The following is a 17,006-nucleotide window of genomic DNA, read 5'->3' as shown; positions in this document are numbered from 1 at the left end:
AGGATAAAAATATCCTCCTTTTTTATTTTAGATTAAAGAATATCTAATAATTCTACTTCAAATACGAGTGTTGAGAATGGTGGAATTGATGCGCCAGCGCCACGTTCACCGTAAGCAAGTTCGTGTGGAATAGTGAGTTTCCATTTAGAGCCGACAGGCATCATTTGTAATGCTTCAACCCAACCACGAATAACGCCATTTACTGGGAATTCAGCTGGTGTGCCACGAGCCACAGAGCTGTCGAATACGGTGCCATTTGGTAATGTACCAGTGTAGTGTACACGCACTTTATCTGTTGCAGCTGGTTTTGCGCCATTACCTTCAGTCATGATTTCGTATTGCAAACCGCTGTCGGTTACGTTTACACCTGCTTTTTTCGCATTTTCTTCTAAGAATTTTTTGCCTTCTTCTTCAATGGCTTTAAATTGCGCTTGTTGTGTTTCAGCTGCTTGTTGTTGAAGTGCCTGAACCGAATGCATTAACTCATTGATGTCTAATGCAGGTTGATTATGATTTAATGCGTCAAAAATCCCTTTCGCTACAGCTTCAACGGTGATTTCCATTTGGCTATCGGCTAATTGTTGGCCAATTTGCAAACCAATACCGTAGCTACCTTTTTCAGAAACGCTTTCTAATTTTACTTGTTCAAAATTCATTTGATGTTTTCCTTTCGTTAAAAATTATTTTTTATATGCCAAGATTTCGCCCATGCGAACAGGTTCGTTGACGCTTAAATGATCAGCTAAACGGACTTGATTTGCTTGGAATAAATTAATTACTGTCGAACCAAGTTGGAACCAACCCATTTCTTGACCTTTCAATAATTTGACCGCACTTTCGTCTTCATAAGTCCAAGTTTTCACTTCATTGTGGCGCGGTGGATTAATTACGCCCGCCCAAGTTGTGCCAATACTTGCTGTGATGGTTGCTCCGACTAAAATTTGTACCATTGTGCCAAATTTAGTATCAAAAACACAAATCACGCGTTCATTACGCGCAAATAAATTTGGTACATGTTGGGCTAAAAATGGGTTCACAGAGAATAAATCGCCTGGCACATAAATCATTTTGCGTAGCGTACCATCGCACGGCATATGCACTCGGTGGTAATCACGAGGAGAAAGATAAGTGGTAGCAAATTCACCATTTTTAAAGGTTTCCACTAATTCTTTATCTTCTGCCAGTAAGTCTTCTAGGCTGAAAAAATGCCCTTTAGCTTGCAATAAAAGATTATCGTCAATATGACCGCACTCGCTAATGCGTCCATCAGCAGGTAAACAAAGTGCGGTAGGATTTTGATTAATTGGACGCGCGTTTTCTTTTAACGGACGAATAAAAAATTCATTAAAACTTGCGTAATCAGAAAATTGTTCTTTTTGCGCAATGCTCATATCAATGTTGTATTTTTTCGCAAAAGCTTTAATTACAACATGGGTTAGCACACCCCATTTTTGTTTAGCAAACCAGCCTGCAATTTGGGTTAAATAAATTTGCGGCATGACATATTGAAATGCCACTTTTAAGCGTTGCCAATAAGAGTTTGAAGTCATCATTATCTTTCCTTGTTAAAAAAAGAGGCGTGATTATAGCAATTTTTGTTATAGTTCCAACCTTTTTAGTTAGCGGATAATTTCCTTTATTGAGTTATCCAATAAAAAATGTGATTTCCCTTTGACTATCTTCGCAACAACAGGTAATATTCACGCCCTATGCAAAAGGTAAAACTACCCCTAACCGTTGATCCGGTAAAAGATGCTCAAAGACGGCTTGATTATGTTGGTTATTATGCTGCTAATCAGCTTGAGCGTTTGGCGGAATCAGTGGTAAACGTGCTCAGCGATGCACAGGTAACATTATCGTTTTATATTGATCCACAAAAATTAGTGGTGATGAAAGGTAAAGTACAAGTTGATGTTGAATTAGAATGTCAGCGTTGTAACGAGCCTTACAAACAAACATTGGAATGTGAGTTTACTTATAGTCCAGTGGCTAATTGGGATCAAGCTGATGTATTGCCGGAAATTTATGAGCCAATCGAGTTCAATGAGTTTGGCGAAATAGATTTAATTGGCACGGTGGAAGATGAGCTAATTTTAGCTTTGCCGCTTGTACCAATGCATTCATCTGAACACTGTGAAGTGTCCGCGCAGGAACAGGTTTTTGGCGAATTGCCTGACGAATTGGCAAAAAAACCGAACCCGTTCGCTGTATTAGCTAATTTAAAGCAAAAGTAAATTAAATTTAGGAGTATGGCCAATGGCTGTTCAACAAAATAAAAAATCTCGTTCACGTCGTGACATGCGTCGTTCACACGATGCGTTAACTACTGCTGCAGTATCAGTGGATAAAGCAAGCGGTGAAACTCACTTACGCCACCACGTAACTGCAGACGGTTACTACCGTGGTCGTAAGGTGATCAATAAGTAATTTTTACTTATAGGTATTCACTTGACTCGTCTAACCTTGGCGTTAGATGTGATGGGCGGGGACATTGGTCCCCGTATTACTATCCCTGCCTCTCTTTTAGCGTTGGAAAATGATCCTGAGCTTTCTTTAATCCTCTTTGGCGATAGCCAACAAATTTCTCCTTTTCTCAATAACTGTTCTCAATCAGTTTTAGAACGAATACAAGTTCAACATTGCTCAAGTGTTATAGAAAATAATCAAGGCATATCTTATGCGTTGCGTCATAGTAAAGGTACATCAATGCGTTTAGCATTAGAAACGGTACAACGTGGCGAAGCGCAAGGTTGTGTCAGTGCGGGCAATACAGCGGCATTAATGGGATTATCGAAGATTTTATTGCAGCCTTTACAAGGTATTGCACGCCCTGCATTGATTTCTTTGATTCCGACCATTGATGGTGAAAAATCAGTGATGTTGGATCTTGGTGCAAATATTGAGTGTAGTGCGGAAAATCTTTATCAATTTGCTATAATGGGCGGCGATTTTTGCTGAAGCTCGTCTTAATTTGGTGTATCCGAGAATTGGATTATTGAATATAGGTATTGAAGAAATTAAAGGCCATCAATCTATTCGTGATGCTGCTAATTTACTGCAAAAATCAACCGCACTTAATTATGTCGGATTTATCGAAGGTGATGTTTTACTGAATGGGAAAGCCGACGTGATTGTGAGTGATGGATTTGCAGGCAATATAGCGTTGAAAACCTTAGAAGGGGCGGTGAGAAATTTGTTATCTCTGTTTAAAGATAAAGTGAATTCACGTTTTATAAAGCCCATTCTTGCTTGGCTTTTTCGCTTTGTATTTAAACAACGTTATAAACGCTTGAAACGAATTAACCCTGATGAATATAATGGCGCATCACTTATTGGTTTAAAAGCTGTGGTGGTAAAAAGTCACGGTAGCGCAAATGTGAATGCTTTTGCACATGCTATTGCTGATGCCGCTTTCCAAGCTCGCCAGCAACTTCCAGAAAAAATATTGGCTGGGCTTGCTCGTTATTAATGACTTAATTTTTATTTATTATGAATAGCAGAATTTTATCTACTGGTAGTTATTTACCAAGCTACATCCGTACAAATGCGGAATTGGAAAAAATGGTTGATACATCAGATGAATGGATTGTCACTCGTTCCGGTATTCGTGAACGTCGTATCGCAGCGGCAGATGAAACTGTTGCAACAATGGGATTTGAAGCAGCAAAAAATGCGATCGAAGCTGCTCAAATTAATCCTCAAGATATTGAACTTATTATTGTTGCAACAACAAGTAACTCACACGCTTATCCAAGTGCCGCGTGCCAAGTACAAGGGTTATTAAATATTGATGATGCGATTTCTTTTGATTTAGCCGCAGCTTGTACAGGCTTTGTCTATGCATTGAGCGTAGCAGATCAATTTATTCGTGCCGGCAAGGTGAAAAAAGCCTTAGTGATTGGTTCAGATCTCAATTCTCGTAAATTAGATGAAACAGATCGCAGTACTGTTGTGCTATTTGGTGATGGTGCGGGCGCGGTCATTCTTGAAGCGAGTGAACAAGAAGGGATTATTTCTACTCATTTACATGCTTCAGCAGATAAAAATAATGCGCTTGTTTTAGCTCAGCCAGAACGTGGTGTAGAAAAGTCTGGATATATAGAGATGCAAGGTAACGAAACGTTTAAATTGGCAGTTCGTGAACTTTCAAATGTGGTAGAAGAAACGCTTTTAGCAAATAATTTAGATAAAAAAGATTTAGACTGGCTTGTGCCACACCAAGCAAATTTACGCATTATTACAGCAACAGCTAAAAAATTAGAAATGGATATGTCGCAAGTGGTGGTAACGTTAGATAAATACGCTAACAACAGTGCAGCAACTGTGCCAGTCGCTTTAGATGAGGCTGTTCGAGATGGCCGTATTCAACGTGGGCAGTTATTATTATTAGAAGCCTTTGGCGGTGGTTGGACTTGGGGTTCAGCATTAGTACGCTTCTAATTAATTTGTTAGAATGGATAAGTAATTTAAAAAGTGCGGTTAATTTTGACCGCACTTTTGGTATTTTGTTGTCAGGTTTCGCCTGACGGCGACCAACTTTCTTCTACTCGTGTAAAAGAAAGTTGGCAAAGAAAACACGCCCCAGTTAAATCGCTGTTCTTTGCTTTGTTTCAATTTTCTTAACGACAATTTGCTGAACTCGCTGCGCTCAAACAGACGCAAATTGCCTAAAAATTGAAAGTCGCAAAGGCGATTTATATGGGGGCCCGAATTTATCGGAGCATTATTTAAAAAGTGCGGTTAATTTTGAATTCATTTTAAGAACAAAAAATATTTTGAGTTTTGACCGCACTTTAAATCGGAGAAAGAACAAATTTGGTTCCCTTCTTTTCCTCCTTTGTGGAATTGAATTTGTAGGAAATTTTCGTCTGTTTGAGCGTAGCGAGTTCAGAAAATTTCCGTTAAGCAAATTCAATGGAACAAAGGAAATAAGGAAAAGCAGGGGCGCCTTTCTTTTTGCTTATTTTTTCTTTGGCGAGGCAAAGAAAAAGTAAGTCGCCATCGGCGAAACCCGATTTTAATTACCGAAGAAGAATTTTCAATTAAAAAACAATAGGACAAAACATAATGAAAAAATTTGCAATGGTCTTCCCAGGCCAAGGCTCCCAAACTGTCGGTATGCTTGCTGATCTTGCAACTGAATATCCAATCGTTACTGAAACATTTAAACAAGCATCTGATGCGCTTGGTTATGATTTATGGCATCTTGTTCAACAAGGCCCTGCTGAAGAACTTAATAAAACTTGGCAAACTCAGCCCGCACTTTTGGCAGCGTCAATAGCTATTTATCGCGTATGGCAAGAAAAATTTCCTCAATTAAAACCAGAAGTAATGGCAGGTCATAGCTTAGGTGAGTATTCTGCCTTGGTTTGTGCTGGCGTGTTAGATTTCCAAGATGCGATTAAATTAGTGGAATTGCGCGGAAAACTAATGCAACAAGCTGTGCCTGAAGGCACTGGCGCAATGTATGCGATCATTGGTTTGGATAATGAAGCGATTATTAATGCTTGTAAACAAGCAGAGGAAGGCGAAGTAGTATCTGCGGTGAACTTTAACTCACCAGGCCAAGTAGTTATTGCGGGTGCGAAAGCTGCAGTTGAGCGTGCGGCTGCATTATGTAAAGAAGCAGGCGCTAAGCGCGCATTGCCATTAGCGGTGAGCGTACCTTCTCACTGTGCCTTGATGAAACCTGCAGCTGAGCAATTAGCGGTAACACTTGAGAATATTCAAATTAATACACCAACAACATCGGTATTAAATAACGTTGATGTGAAAGCTGAAACTGAAGGTGCAGAAATTCGTACCGCACTTGTTCGTCAGTTATATAGCCCAGTTCGTTGGACTGAAACAGTTGAAAAAATGGCACAAGATGGTGTTCAAGCGCTTGTTGAAGTGGGACCGGGTAAAGTATTAAATGGTTTAACTAAACGCATTGTGGGTGATTTACAAGCAATATCTGTAAATGATGTTGCATCATTCAATGCCTTAGAAGAATTTTTAGCGTAAAAGGAAGGAAAAATGCAAGGTAAAATTGCTTTAGTGACAGGGGCTACTCGTGGTATCGGTCGTGCGATTGCAGAAGAACTTAGCTCAAAAGGTGCATTTGTTATTGGTACTGCAACATCTGAAAAAGGTGCAGAGGCAATTTCTGCATATTTAGGAGATAAAGGTAAAGGTTTAGTTTTAAACGTAACGGATAAAGAATCTATTGAAACTTTACTTGAGAAAATTAAAAATGATTTTGGCGATATTGATATTCTCGTGAATAACGCTGGTATTACTCGCGATAATTTATTGATGCGTATGAAAGATGATGAGTGGTTTGATATTATGCAAACTAACTTAACTTCGGTGTATCATCTTTCTAAAGCCATGTTACGTTCAATGATGAAAAAACGTTTTGGTCGTATCATCAATATTGGTTCAGTGGTTGGTTCAATGGGTAATCCAGGACAAGCTAACTATTGTGCGGCAAAAGCGGGCGTGATTGGTTTTTCTAAATCTTTAGCGAAAGAAGTCGCTGCACGTGGTATTACTGTAAATGTGGTTGCTCCAGGTTTTATTGCAACGGATATGACAGAAGTGCTTACGGATGAACAAAAAGCGGGTATTTTATCTAATGTTCCAGCAGGTCGTTTAGGCGAAGCTAAAGATATTGCTAAAGCCGTTGCTTTCTTAGCTTCTGATGATGCGGCTTACATTACAGGCACAACGTTGCATGTAAATGGTGGTTTATATATGAGCTAATGCTGAAAATCAGCATTTCTCTTTATTTAGACTTGAGTGACGTTCTAAACACAAAATCATAGCCAAAGATTTTAGATAATGTTAGAATCCCACTCGCAGTGTAGCTTGGTTACGCCTTGAGCGTATGCAAAGGTACGTAACTATTTTTAATGTGTGTATTCAGATTGCTCGTTTTGTGGTGCGACCAGCCTATAAAATAGTTGCAAGTTGATAAAAAATACATACACTAACCGCTCTTTTATGAGTTAAAACCAACAAAATAGGAAAAACAAATGAGTATTGAAGAACGCGTGAAAAAAATCATCGTTGAACAATTAGGTGTTAAAGAAGAAGATGTTAAATCTGAAGCTTCTTTCGTTGAAGATTTAGGTGCGGACTCTTTAGACACAGTTGAATTAGTAATGGCTTTAGAAGAAGAATTCGATATCGAAATTCCAGATGAAGAAGCTGAAAAAATCACAACTGTTCAATCTGCGATTGACTACGTGCAAAACAATCAATAATTTCAAGTTGGGCGACTTTTTAAGTCGCCTAATTTTTTTCAAAAATTTCTTTCTAACATCACCGCACTTTTCTCTATTCCTGAATTGTAAAATTGATCTGAATTACCTTTTAATTAAATTCTTGCTCTAAAATTTAAAAAATATTTAGTTTTATGCCTCAAAAAGGGTATTATTTTTACAGTTTTTTTATTTTTGAGGTAATTATGCTTTATTTAGAATTTTTATTCTTATTATTAATGCTTTATATGGGAAGCCGTTACGGTGGTATCGGATTAGGCGTTGTTTCTGGTATCGGTCTTGCTATAGAAGTTTTCGTATTCCGTATGCCAGTGGGGAAAGCACCGATTGATGTAATGCTCATCATTCTTGCAGTAGTGACTTGTGCATCCGTACTTGAAGCTGCAGGCGGTTTGAAATTTATGTTACAAATTGCCGAACGCATTCTCCGTAAAAATCCAAAACGAGTAACTTTACTCGGCCCATTAGTCGTGTATTTATTAACGTTTATGCTTGGTACTGGCCACTCTGTTTACACAATTATGCCAATCATTGGTGATGTTGCATTGAAAAACAAAATCCGTCCAGAACGGCCAATGGCGGCGTCTTCGGTGGCATCTCAATTAGCGATCACATCTAGTCCACTCTCTGCAGCTGTTGTCTTCTATCTAGGTAAAATTACTGCAATACCGGGTTTTGAGCATATTAGTTTGTTAGATATTATTTGTGTGACTGTTCCTGCAACCTTAGCGGGTACGATAGCGCTTTCTTTATATAGTATGCGTCGTGGTAAAGAGTTGGAACAAGATCCTGAATATCAACGTCGCTTACAAGATCCAGTATGGAGCGAACGAATTTTAAATACTACAAGCACAACATTGAATGAAGCCCTTCCACAAGGTGCTAAAAAATCAGTTTATTTGTTCTTACTAGCATTGGTGGTGATTGTTGCGATTGCGATGATTCCTGAAATTCGTACTATCGGTAGCGGAAAAGCAATTTCCATGTCGCTAATCATCCAAATGATGATGCTTTGTTTTGGTGGTGTGATTTTACTCGCAACGAAAACGAATCCTCAAATCGTGCCAAATGGCGTGGTATTTAAGTCTGGTATGGTGGCAGCGATTGCGATTTATGGTATTGCTTGGATGAGCGATACTTACTTCCAATATGCAATGCCAGAATTTAAAGCCGCGATTACTGATATGGTTCAAACTTATCCTTGGACATTCGCCTTGGCATTATTTGCAGTTTCAGTCGTAATTAATAGCCAAGCTGCAACTGCAGTTATGTTATTACCTGTTGGTATTGGTTTAGGAATTCCAGCACCAATCTTGGTTGGTTTAATGCCTGCAACTTATGCCTATTTCTTTATTCCAAATTATCCATCAGATATTGCAACAGTAAACTTTGATGTAACGGGTACAACGAAAATTGGTAAATATTATTTTAACCACAGTTTCATGGTGCCAGGTTTAATTGGGGTTGTTGTCGCTTGCTTGGTCGGTGTTTCTGTAGCGGAATTAGTGATTCGCTAATTTACACACAAACTAAATCCTTTTAATATTAAAGCACCTTTGAATGGTGCTTTTATTTTTATGACAACCTACATCGCTTACGGCAATATAAATCAACCTTTTTCTTTGGAATCGTTACCCGATGAACTGATTCCAGAAAATCTATATCAAATTGAAACCGATAGCTCGCGTGTTTTTCAGCGTCATCAGTGCCGTAGGCTTGCTCATTTATTACTTTTCCAACTTCTAAAAATATCAGGAAAATCCACCGCACTTTTATCTCAAATTCATCGTACTGAAAGTGGCAGACCTTATTTTCTTGATGAGCGAATAGATTTTAATATTAGCCATTCTGGTGATTGGGTGGCGGTAATATTAGATATTAGAAATGAAGAAAAAAGTGCGGTTGGAATTGATATTGAATTTCCTAAAATAAGAAATTTTACGGCGTTGATGGAACATATTGCACCAAAAGAAGAAATTGATTGGTTTCATCATCAGCAGGATTCTTTGAAGACTTTTTATCGTTGTTGGTGTTTGAGAGAGGCTGTATTGAAATCTCAAGGATTTGGGATCGTAAAATTATCCAATGTTCGTCATTTTCCTGAACAACAAAAAATTTTTTCAGATTATTGCCCGAAAGGCCAGTTATGGTTTACTGATGAACTCCCTGTTTATTTAGCCGCTTTTGTCAATCATCAAGAAAAAATACCGCACTTTTATGAATGGAGTGGGGAAAGTTTACAGATAAAAGAACTTCAAAAATGCGTTCTTTATAATGTGAATTAATCAAGAAAATCTTTGTGTAAAATCAAGGATTTTTTATTGCCTAAAAAGCCTTGTATTTTCATAGACGAGCCCCATTTATTTAGCTAAACTCTTAACAATTTTTTGACAAATGGAGAATGAAATGTCACAGAACGGTTCAGATCGCGATCCTTGGAGTAAACCAGGGCAAAGCAACGACCAACAGCCGGAAAATTCATCCAATAATAATGGATGGAATAACAATCAAAATCGTGGGAATCAAGAACAATCTCCGCCAGATATTGAGGAGATTTTTAATAACCTTCTCAGAAAATTAGGTGGTGGAAATAAAAAGAGCGGTCAAAATAATGGTGGTTCTCAAAACAGTACGCCATTTAATTTTGGAAAAGTGGTTCCACTTGCCGTGGCTATTGGTGCGATTATTTGGGGCGTAAGTGGTTTCTACACCATTAAAGAGGCTGAGCGTGGTGTGGTGCTTCGTTTTGGTGAATTGCATTCTATTGTTCAACCTGGTTTGAACTGGAAACCAACATTTGTAGATAAAGTATTACCAGTGAATGTAGAGCAAGTTAAAGAACTTCGCACGCAAGGTTCAATGCTGACTAAAGATGAAAATATGGTTCGTGTGGAAATGACCGTGCAATATCGTGTGCAAGATCCTGCTAAATATCGTTTTAGCGTGACGAATGCGGATGATAGTCTAGGTCAAGCGACTGACAGCGCATTGCGTTATGTGATCGGCCATATGTCAATGAATGATATTTTAACAACAGGTCGTGCGGTTGTTCGTGAAGATACGTGGAAAGCATTAAATGACATTATTAAATCCTATGATATGGGACTTGAGGTTATTGATGTGAACTTCCAATCTGCGCGCCCACCTGAAGAAGTCAAAGATGCGTTTGATGATGCGATTAAAGCGCAGGAAGATGAACAACGTTTCATTCGTGAAGCAGAAGCCTATGCTCGAGAGAAAGAGCCGATTGCGCGTGGTGATGCACAACGTATTATTGAAGAAGCGACAGCTTATAAAGATCGTATCGTGTTAGATGCACGAGGCGAAGTGGAACGTTTGCAGCGTTTGTTGCCTGAATTTAAAGCTGCGCCAGATTTACTGCGTGAGCGTTTATATATTCAAACCATGGAAAAAGTCATGGCAAATACGCCAAAAGTGATGCTTGATGGCAATAATGGTAACAATTTAACTGTGTTACCGTTAGAACAAATCATGGGTAAAAAAGTATCAGCTAAAGCGTCAGCCGTAACAGAAAGAGCGGTAGAATCTGCGCCTGTTTTATCACAGCCAGAGCGTATTAATCATTCTTCAAGCCAACTACCAAGCACTGTTGAGCCGATTCGCCAAGGGAGATTTAACTAATGCGTAAATTTTTATTACCAGCTATTTTTGTCATTGCTGCAGTGTTGTATTCCAGTGTTGTGGTCGTGACTGAAGGTACTCGAGGTATTATGTTGCGATTCAACAAAGTACAACGTGATGCAGATAATAAAGTGGTGGTATATGAACCAGGCTTGCATTTTAAAGTTCCTTTGATTGATAGCATTAAAGTTTTAGATGCACGTATTCGTACTTTAGATGGATCGGCAACACGTTTTGTTACTGTTGAGAAAAAAGACTTGCTAGTAGATTCTTATGTGAAATGGAAGATTAGTGATTTTGGTCGATTCTATACATCTACTGGTGGTGGCGATTATACCCAAGCTTCAAGCTTGTTAAGCCGTAAAGTAAATGACCGTTTGCGTTCTGAAATTGGTACAAGAACCATTAAAGATATCGTTTCTGGTACGCGTGGTGAATTAATGGAAGGGGCAAAAAAAGCTTTAAATTCAGGGCAAGATAGTACGGCAGAATTGGGTATTGAAGTAATTGATGTGCGTGTAAAACAAATTAATTTACCGGATGAAGTATCTTCTTCAATTTATCAACGTATGCGTGCAGAACGTGATGCAGTCGCGCGTGAACACCGTTCTCAAGGTAAAGAAAAAGCTGCATTTATCCAAGCAGATGTAGATCGTAAAGTGACGTTAATTCTTGCTAATGCAAATAAAACTGCACAAGAATTACGAGGTTCAGGCGATGCTGCAGCTGCAAAATTATATTCAGATGCTTTTGCTCAAGAACCACAATTCTTCAGTTTTGTACGTAGCTTAAAAGCCTATGAAGCAAGTTTTGCAAGCTCTGACAATATGATGATTTTAAAACCAGATAGTGATTTCTTCCGCTTTATGCAGGCACCGAAGAAATAGATTTAAAATTGATAAAAAACACCTTCTTCGTGAAGGTGTTTTTTTATAGCCAGCGTCTTACTTTTTGTTTGTAACGACGATATTCATCGCCAAATTTACTTTCCAAATAGGTTTCTTCTCGGGCTATTTGAAAGCGATTCATAACTAGTATAAAGACAATCACGCCTAACCAAGCCAAACTATTACCCAACCAAAGAGACCATGCAATTAACATTAACAGCAAACTTAAATACATTGGATTACGGCTAAATCTAAATATGCCTGTAGAAACTAATTGTGTTGTATGTTTAAAGTTATGAGGATTGATGGTCGTTTTTCGGATAAAAAACTGAAGCACACTGCCCCCAGCAATCAAAAATGAAAGAGTAATGACAAAGGCAATAACTGCAAAATGGATAGAATAACTAGCAACTTTTGGCAAAAAATACATTGCTGTGCCAATTAATAAACAGAGTAGTGGTGGTGGAATAAATAACATCGCTAAATCTCATTAATAAAAATGCCGCCTAGTGATAGACGGCATGTAAAGTGCGGTCAAAATTTATTTTAATTTTGCTTTAATCGCTTCTGCCACAAGTTCAGCCTCAGGCCCTAAAATGACTTGTAATCCATCATTACCTAATTTTACATTGCCTTTTGAACCAAGTGCTTTAAGTTGATCTTCATTAATATTGTGATGATCAACTAAAGTTAAGCGTAAACGAGTGATACAAGCATCCACAGTTTTGAAGTTTTCTGAACCACCTAAAGCCGCAATAAATTTCACCGCTCTTTCTTCGCGAGATTGGTTGCTTTGTGTTGGGGCAGCTGTTTCTGCTTTATCTTCACGTCCTAGCGTTTTGAGATTAAAGGCATTAATTGCAAAACGGAACACAAAATAATAGATAGCAAAGAATACAATACCTTGTACAAGTAACATATACCAGCTAACGGCAAGTGGGTTGCGGCTAGAAAGTACCATATCCACTAAACCAGCACTAAAGCCGAAGCCTGCAATCCAGTGCATTGTGGCTGCAATGAATACAGAGATACCTGTTAATAACGCATGCAATACATAAAGTACAGGCGCAACGAACATGAATGAGAATTCAAGCGGTTCAGTGATCCCTGTAAAGAAAGAGGCTAATGCACCCGCAAGCATAATTGAGGCCACTTGTACTTTTTGATTTGGTTTTGCGCAGTGATAAATAGCAAGAGCAGCACCCGGTAAACCAAACATCATCACTGGGAAGAAACCAGCTTGATACATACCAGTGACCCCCACAGTTGCAGTGCCTTCAGCAATGGATTTAGCACCGCCCAAGAAGTTTGGAATATCGTTGATACCCGCTACGTCAAACCAGAATACAGAGTTCAAGGCATGGTGTAAGCCAACAGGAATTAATAAGCGGTTGAAGAAACCGTAGATCCCCGCACCGACTGCACCTAAATCTTTGATGGATTCACCAAATGAAACGAGCGCGTTAAAAATATGCGGCCAAATATAGAGTAAGGCAAATGATACGGCGATCATCACGAAAGAAACCAAAATTGGGACGAGGCGTTTTCCGCTAAAGAACGAAAGCGCTTTTGGTAATTCAACTTGATAGAAACGGTTGTAAAGTTCAGCTGAAATCACACCAATTAAAATCCCGATAAATTGGTTATTGATTTTTTTGAATGCTGCAGGCACTTCACTAATATCAATGTGTTGTAATTGTGCTACACCAGCAGGGGAAAGTAGGGTGGTCACTACGTAGAAACCAACAAGACCTGAAAGTGCGGCGGAACCGTGTTTGTCTTTTGCAAGCCCAAACGCGACGCCCACAGCGAAGAGTAAGCCCATGTTGTCAATAATTGCTGCACCAGATTTAATTAATAATGCCGCTAATTGACTGTTTGCCCCCCAACCATCTGGGTCTATCCAATAGCCAATACCCATTAATAATGCCGCAGCAGGTAAGGCTGCCACAGGCACCATTAAGGCTTGACCGATTTTTTGTGCGTAACTAAGTACACTCATATAATCTCCTTAATTTTTATATTTTGATGAAATCAAAAGGCTTGAGCCCATTCTTTGCCTCAAGCCTTATACATTATTCTATGCCAAATTATTCAACGGTCAATTTTTTACCATCGTAGCTAATGGCTTTGACGCTGGTTAATGCTTTACCACCGTCAGTTTCACCACCGATGAGCAATACTTTATTGTTGTAAGACACAGAGAAACCATAGCCAATATTCATTGGTAATTCACCAACGATACTCCATTTACCATTATTTAAAGTATAAACTTCATTATGCCATGTTTTGGTTAAACCTTTATGCGCATGAAGTTTGCCTTCTTTGAATTGTTTAATTGAACCAGGGAAGTTTGCTCCACCCGTGACTAAATAATGGCCATGACTATAGCCTGCGAGTGCACCAGCTAAACCATCTTGTGATTTACCTTTTGGCGCAGGTAAGTCAGGTAAGTTTTTCCATTGCACACCTTTAGCAGTGAATTTACCTTGATGCGTTTCTGCGGTACGAAGTCCCGGTTTCACTTCACCATTAACAACCACTAAGTCATTGCCTTGGATAGTGAATGCCGCACCAGCACGACCAGAAAATGGAATACGACCTTCATTGCGCCATTTATTGGTTGATGGTTCATAGCTCAATAATTCTGTTGTGAAGAAATAATCTTCTGGACGTTGATCGAAATAAGCTGCTGCGATTTCATCTTTTTTCGCTTTATCTTCACCTGCTGCCACGGTGTCTTGGAAGAAACCATTAAATATAGAGAGGTTAGAACCACCTAAAATATAAACTTTATCACCGTGAGATGCGCTGCTTGAACCGACTAAACCACGCGGAGAGCGAGTAGGAAGTTTCACCCAAGTATTATCAGCTGGGTTGTAGCTGTAAGCATCATTAACAAGTTGGAGTTCGCCCTTTTCATTTTTTTGCAAACCACCGAATACATAAAGTTTTCCATCTACGGCTGCTGCAACAGGTTGATTACGTTCACCACCAGGGAATGCTGCAATTTCTTTCCATTGTGCAGCAGGATCTTTTAAGTCTAAAGAATAGAATTTATTGCCACCTGAACCTAAGCCTACATATACGGTATCGCCGATGAGTGCGCCAGTTCCGCTTTTGATGCCTACTGGTAAATCTGGATAGGCTTGTGCGTTAGCTGAAAATGCAACAGTTGTAAAAAGTGCGGCGCATAATGCTGTTTTTGTCAATTTCATAATAAACCTCATTTATTAAGTTATGTTTATGGTTTGCTATTCATAAAACCGCATTGAATAGGATTTATTTTATAAAAAAAGTGCGGTTATAAAAGCCTTACTTTTTTTAACCGCACTTTAGTGTTAAGACATCAATAGATTTGGTACAAAAGTAATGATTTGTGGGAAAATCGTAATTAATACTAATGTTAAGAATATCGGTATTAAGAACGGCAATACCCCTTTAGTCACAGTGGATACTGACATATTACCCACACGCGCCACCACAAAGAGAGCCATACCCATTGGCGGTGTTAAGATACCGATCATCATATTCAAGGTAGTCATTACACCGAAGAATACTAAGTCGATATTAAATTGCATTGCGATTGGAATTAACATTGGTAACACTAAGAATTGCAATGCTAATGCATCAATGAACATACCCAAGAAGAGCAAGAGTGCATTGATCATGACTAATACCATAAGTGGAGAATCAGCTACGGCAACGAATACATCTGCAATACGCATTGCAACTTGTTCACGCGCGATCATATCTCCGAAGAAGGTCACAGTCATAATCATTAATGCAACCACACCAGTAATTGCCATTGCTTCAACGCAGCTATTAAAGAGCATTTTCATGGTTAATTCTTTATAAACGAATTTACCAATGATTACGGAATAAGTCGCAGCAACAACGGCAGATTCTGTTGGGCTAAATAAGCCAGAGAAGATACCACCGATGATGAGTAATGGGGTTAAAATTGCCCAGAACGCTTTTTTGAATGATGTGCAAAGTTCTTCACGAGTTGCTTTTGGTGTTCTTGGATAACCACGTTTTTTGGATACGTAGTAGTTCATGATCATCAAAGCAATTGTTACAAGTATGCCTGGTACAAAACCTGCAACGAAGAGTTTCGCAATGGATTCGTTGGCGATTACACCGTAAATAATCATGGCGATACTTGGTGGAACTAATGGACCGATGATACAAGATGCTGCAGTGATACCACCACAAATATCATCATCATAACCTGCATCGCGCATAGCCTTGATTTCTAACTGACCTAAGCCACCCGCATCAGCAAGTGCAGAACCTGACATCCCTGAGAACAATAAACTTGCACCAATATTTACATGACCCATACCACCAGTGTAGTGACCGAGTAAGGCTTTTGCGAAATTAAAGATACGTTCTGTGATACCGCCAGTATTCATTAAAATACCCGTTAGGATATAAAACGGCACAGCAAGTAATGAGAAACTATCTAAACTCATGGTCAGTTTTTCAGCTGCTGCGTTTACTACGTTCCATCTGGTCATTGAGAAATAAAGCAATGTAGTGATAAACAATGACCAACCTACCGGCACGCCCAGGAACATAATAACTAGCCAGAATATTAGGGCAACGTATACGGAGTTAGACCCAAATTTCACATATTCTGTAATGCGTAATACTTTGTACCACTCAGGGAACGTAAATAAAATGCCTAATAAAATGACCGCACTTACAATGAAGAATGTCGCCGGTAAATAGCTTTTATCTTCTTTAAAATTGTCTGCTTGTGCTTGGAAGAAGCGCACTAACATTAGGATAGAAATGATCGGCAGAGAAGCATAAATCCATTTCTCTGAAATTCCACCTAATGCGTCAATAGGGAAATCTGCACCAAGGAATGTTTTAATACCAAAATGGATAAAGAAAATAATGCCAAGGAAAATCATCAATTGCACAAAAGAGTTTGTTACTTTTTTGATAGAAGCAGGCATTAAATTGGTTAAGAAGTCGATGTAAACGTGTTCTTGTTTGCGGATAGCAACACTAATACCGAGCATACCTACATATACAAACAATAGCTTAGCGAGTTCTTCACTCCAAATTAACGGCGAGTGGAAAGCTTGGCGGAATAGGATTTGAGCAACAAGAATACCGAAGATGACAAGGAATAGCGCGCCGCCAATCCATTCTTCAAGTTTGTTAAAAAATTTCATACTTCACTCCGGGAGAT

The 17,006-nt window shown here is 39.0% G+C and carries 16 protein-coding genes and 1 pseudogene; 11 read left to right on the top strand and 6 right to left on the bottom strand.

Annotated elements, in window-relative coordinates:
• Positions 1-32: 32 nt before the first annotated feature.
• Positions 33-656, bottom strand: coding sequence for a BamJ family beta-barrel-assembly machinery protein (bamJ, locus tag A8M50_RS07695; RefSeq protein ID WP_005646256.1), 624 nt, complete (start codon positions 654-656; stop codon positions 33-35).
• 24 nt (positions 657-680) lie between these two features.
• Positions 681-1,550 (bottom strand): archaetidylserine decarboxylase, encoded by an 870-nt coding sequence (gene asd, locus A8M50_RS07690; RefSeq protein ID WP_032826582.1) that lies wholly within the window; start codon positions 1,548-1,550, stop codon positions 681-683.
• A 159-nt stretch (positions 1,551-1,709) separates the two neighbouring features.
• On the opposite strand from asd, the gene yceD reads away from it, so the two are divergent.
• From yceD to hflC, 11 genes and pseudogenes are all read left to right on the top strand, one after another.
• Positions 1,710-2,234, top strand: coding sequence for a 23S rRNA accumulation protein YceD (gene yceD, locus A8M50_RS07685; protein WP_005633285.1), 525 nt, complete (start codon positions 1,710-1,712; stop codon positions 2,232-2,234).
• Between the two features lie 22 nt (positions 2,235-2,256).
• On the top strand, positions 2,257-2,427 hold the full coding sequence (gene rpmF, locus A8M50_RS07680) for a 50S ribosomal protein L32 (protein ID WP_005544470.1): 171 nt from the start codon (positions 2,257-2,259) through the stop codon (positions 2,425-2,427).
• Positions 2,428-2,448: 21 nt separating this feature from the next.
• Positions 2,449-3,469 (top strand): annotated as a pseudogene (gene plsX, locus A8M50_RS07675) (phosphate acyltransferase PlsX).
• A gap of 20 nt (positions 3,470-3,489) precedes the next feature.
• Complete coding sequence (locus A8M50_RS07670; RefSeq protein ID WP_005646206.1) at positions 3,490-4,440, top strand: beta-ketoacyl-ACP synthase III; 951 nt, start codon at positions 3,490-3,492, stop codon at positions 4,438-4,440.
• Between the two features lie 627 nt (positions 4,441-5,067).
• On the top strand, positions 5,068-6,006 hold the full coding sequence (fabD, locus tag A8M50_RS07660; RefSeq protein WP_005646246.1) for an ACP S-malonyltransferase: 939 nt from the start codon (positions 5,068-5,070) through the stop codon (positions 6,004-6,006).
• 12 nt (positions 6,007-6,018) lie between these two features.
• A complete protein-coding gene (gene fabG / locus A8M50_RS07655) occupies positions 6,019-6,747 on the top strand; it encodes a 3-oxoacyl-ACP reductase FabG (RefSeq protein ID WP_005646241.1) in 729 nt (242 codons plus the stop codon).
• A gap of 272 nt (positions 6,748-7,019) precedes the next feature.
• Positions 7,020-7,250: an acyl carrier protein gene (acpP, locus tag A8M50_RS07650; protein WP_005627318.1), complete on the top strand. Its 231-nt coding sequence runs from the start codon at positions 7,020-7,022 to the stop codon at positions 7,248-7,250.
• 203 nt (positions 7,251-7,453) lie between these two features.
• A complete protein-coding gene (locus A8M50_RS07645; protein ID WP_005646214.1) occupies positions 7,454-8,785 on the top strand; it encodes an anaerobic C4-dicarboxylate transporter in 1,332 nt (443 codons plus the stop codon).
• A gap of 60 nt (positions 8,786-8,845) precedes the next feature.
• Complete coding sequence (locus tag A8M50_RS07640; protein ID WP_005646258.1) at positions 8,846-9,553, top strand: 4'-phosphopantetheinyl transferase family protein; 708 nt, start codon at positions 8,846-8,848, stop codon at positions 9,551-9,553.
• Between the two features lie 121 nt (positions 9,554-9,674).
• The gene (gene hflK / locus A8M50_RS07635; RefSeq protein WP_005646231.1) at positions 9,675-10,910 is read left to right on the top strand and encodes an FtsH protease activity modulator HflK; all 1,236 of its coding nucleotides are present in this window, start codon (positions 9,675-9,677) and stop codon (positions 10,908-10,910) included.
• On the top strand, positions 10,910-11,797 hold the full coding sequence (gene hflC, locus A8M50_RS07630) for a protease modulator HflC (protein ID WP_005646220.1): 888 nt from the start codon (positions 10,910-10,912) through the stop codon (positions 11,795-11,797). The genes hflK and hflC overlap by 1 nt, the downstream gene beginning before the upstream one ends.
• A gap of 43 nt (positions 11,798-11,840) precedes the next feature.
• Here hflC and A8M50_RS07625 read toward each other — a convergent pair whose 3' ends face one another.
• The 4 genes from A8M50_RS07625 to A8M50_RS07610 all read right to left on the bottom strand — a co-directional run bounded on the left by A8M50_RS07625 (position 11,841) and on the right by A8M50_RS07610 (position 16,989).
• Positions 11,841-12,275 carry a methyltransferase family protein gene (locus tag A8M50_RS07625; protein WP_005646240.1) on the bottom strand — a complete coding sequence of 145 codons (435 nt, stop codon included), beginning with the start codon at positions 12,273-12,275 and terminating at the stop codon, positions 11,841-11,843.
• A gap of 63 nt (positions 12,276-12,338) precedes the next feature.
• Positions 12,339-13,799 carry an N-acetylglucosamine-specific PTS transporter subunit IIBC gene (nagE, locus tag A8M50_RS07620; protein WP_005646202.1) on the bottom strand — a complete coding sequence of 487 codons (1,461 nt, stop codon included), beginning with the start codon at positions 13,797-13,799 and terminating at the stop codon, positions 12,339-12,341.
• Positions 13,800-13,887: 88 nt separating this feature from the next.
• The gene (locus A8M50_RS07615) at positions 13,888-15,015 is read right to left on the bottom strand and encodes an N-acetylneuraminate epimerase (RefSeq protein ID WP_005646222.1); all 1,128 of its coding nucleotides are present in this window, start codon (positions 15,013-15,015) and stop codon (positions 13,888-13,890) included.
• Between the two features lie 123 nt (positions 15,016-15,138).
• Complete coding sequence (locus tag A8M50_RS07610) at positions 15,139-16,989, bottom strand: TRAP transporter large permease subunit (protein ID WP_005646229.1); 1,851 nt, start codon at positions 16,987-16,989, stop codon at positions 15,139-15,141.
• Positions 16,990-17,006: the final 17 nt, after the last annotated feature.

Origin of the sequence: Haemophilus haemolyticus (assembly GCF_001679045.1) — a bacterium.
Taxonomy (GTDB): domain Bacteria; phylum Pseudomonadota; class Gammaproteobacteria; order Enterobacterales; family Pasteurellaceae; genus Haemophilus; species Haemophilus haemolyticus.
Note: the sequence above shows the minus strand (reverse complement) of the source record. Positions and strands in the feature narration are given on the sequence as shown.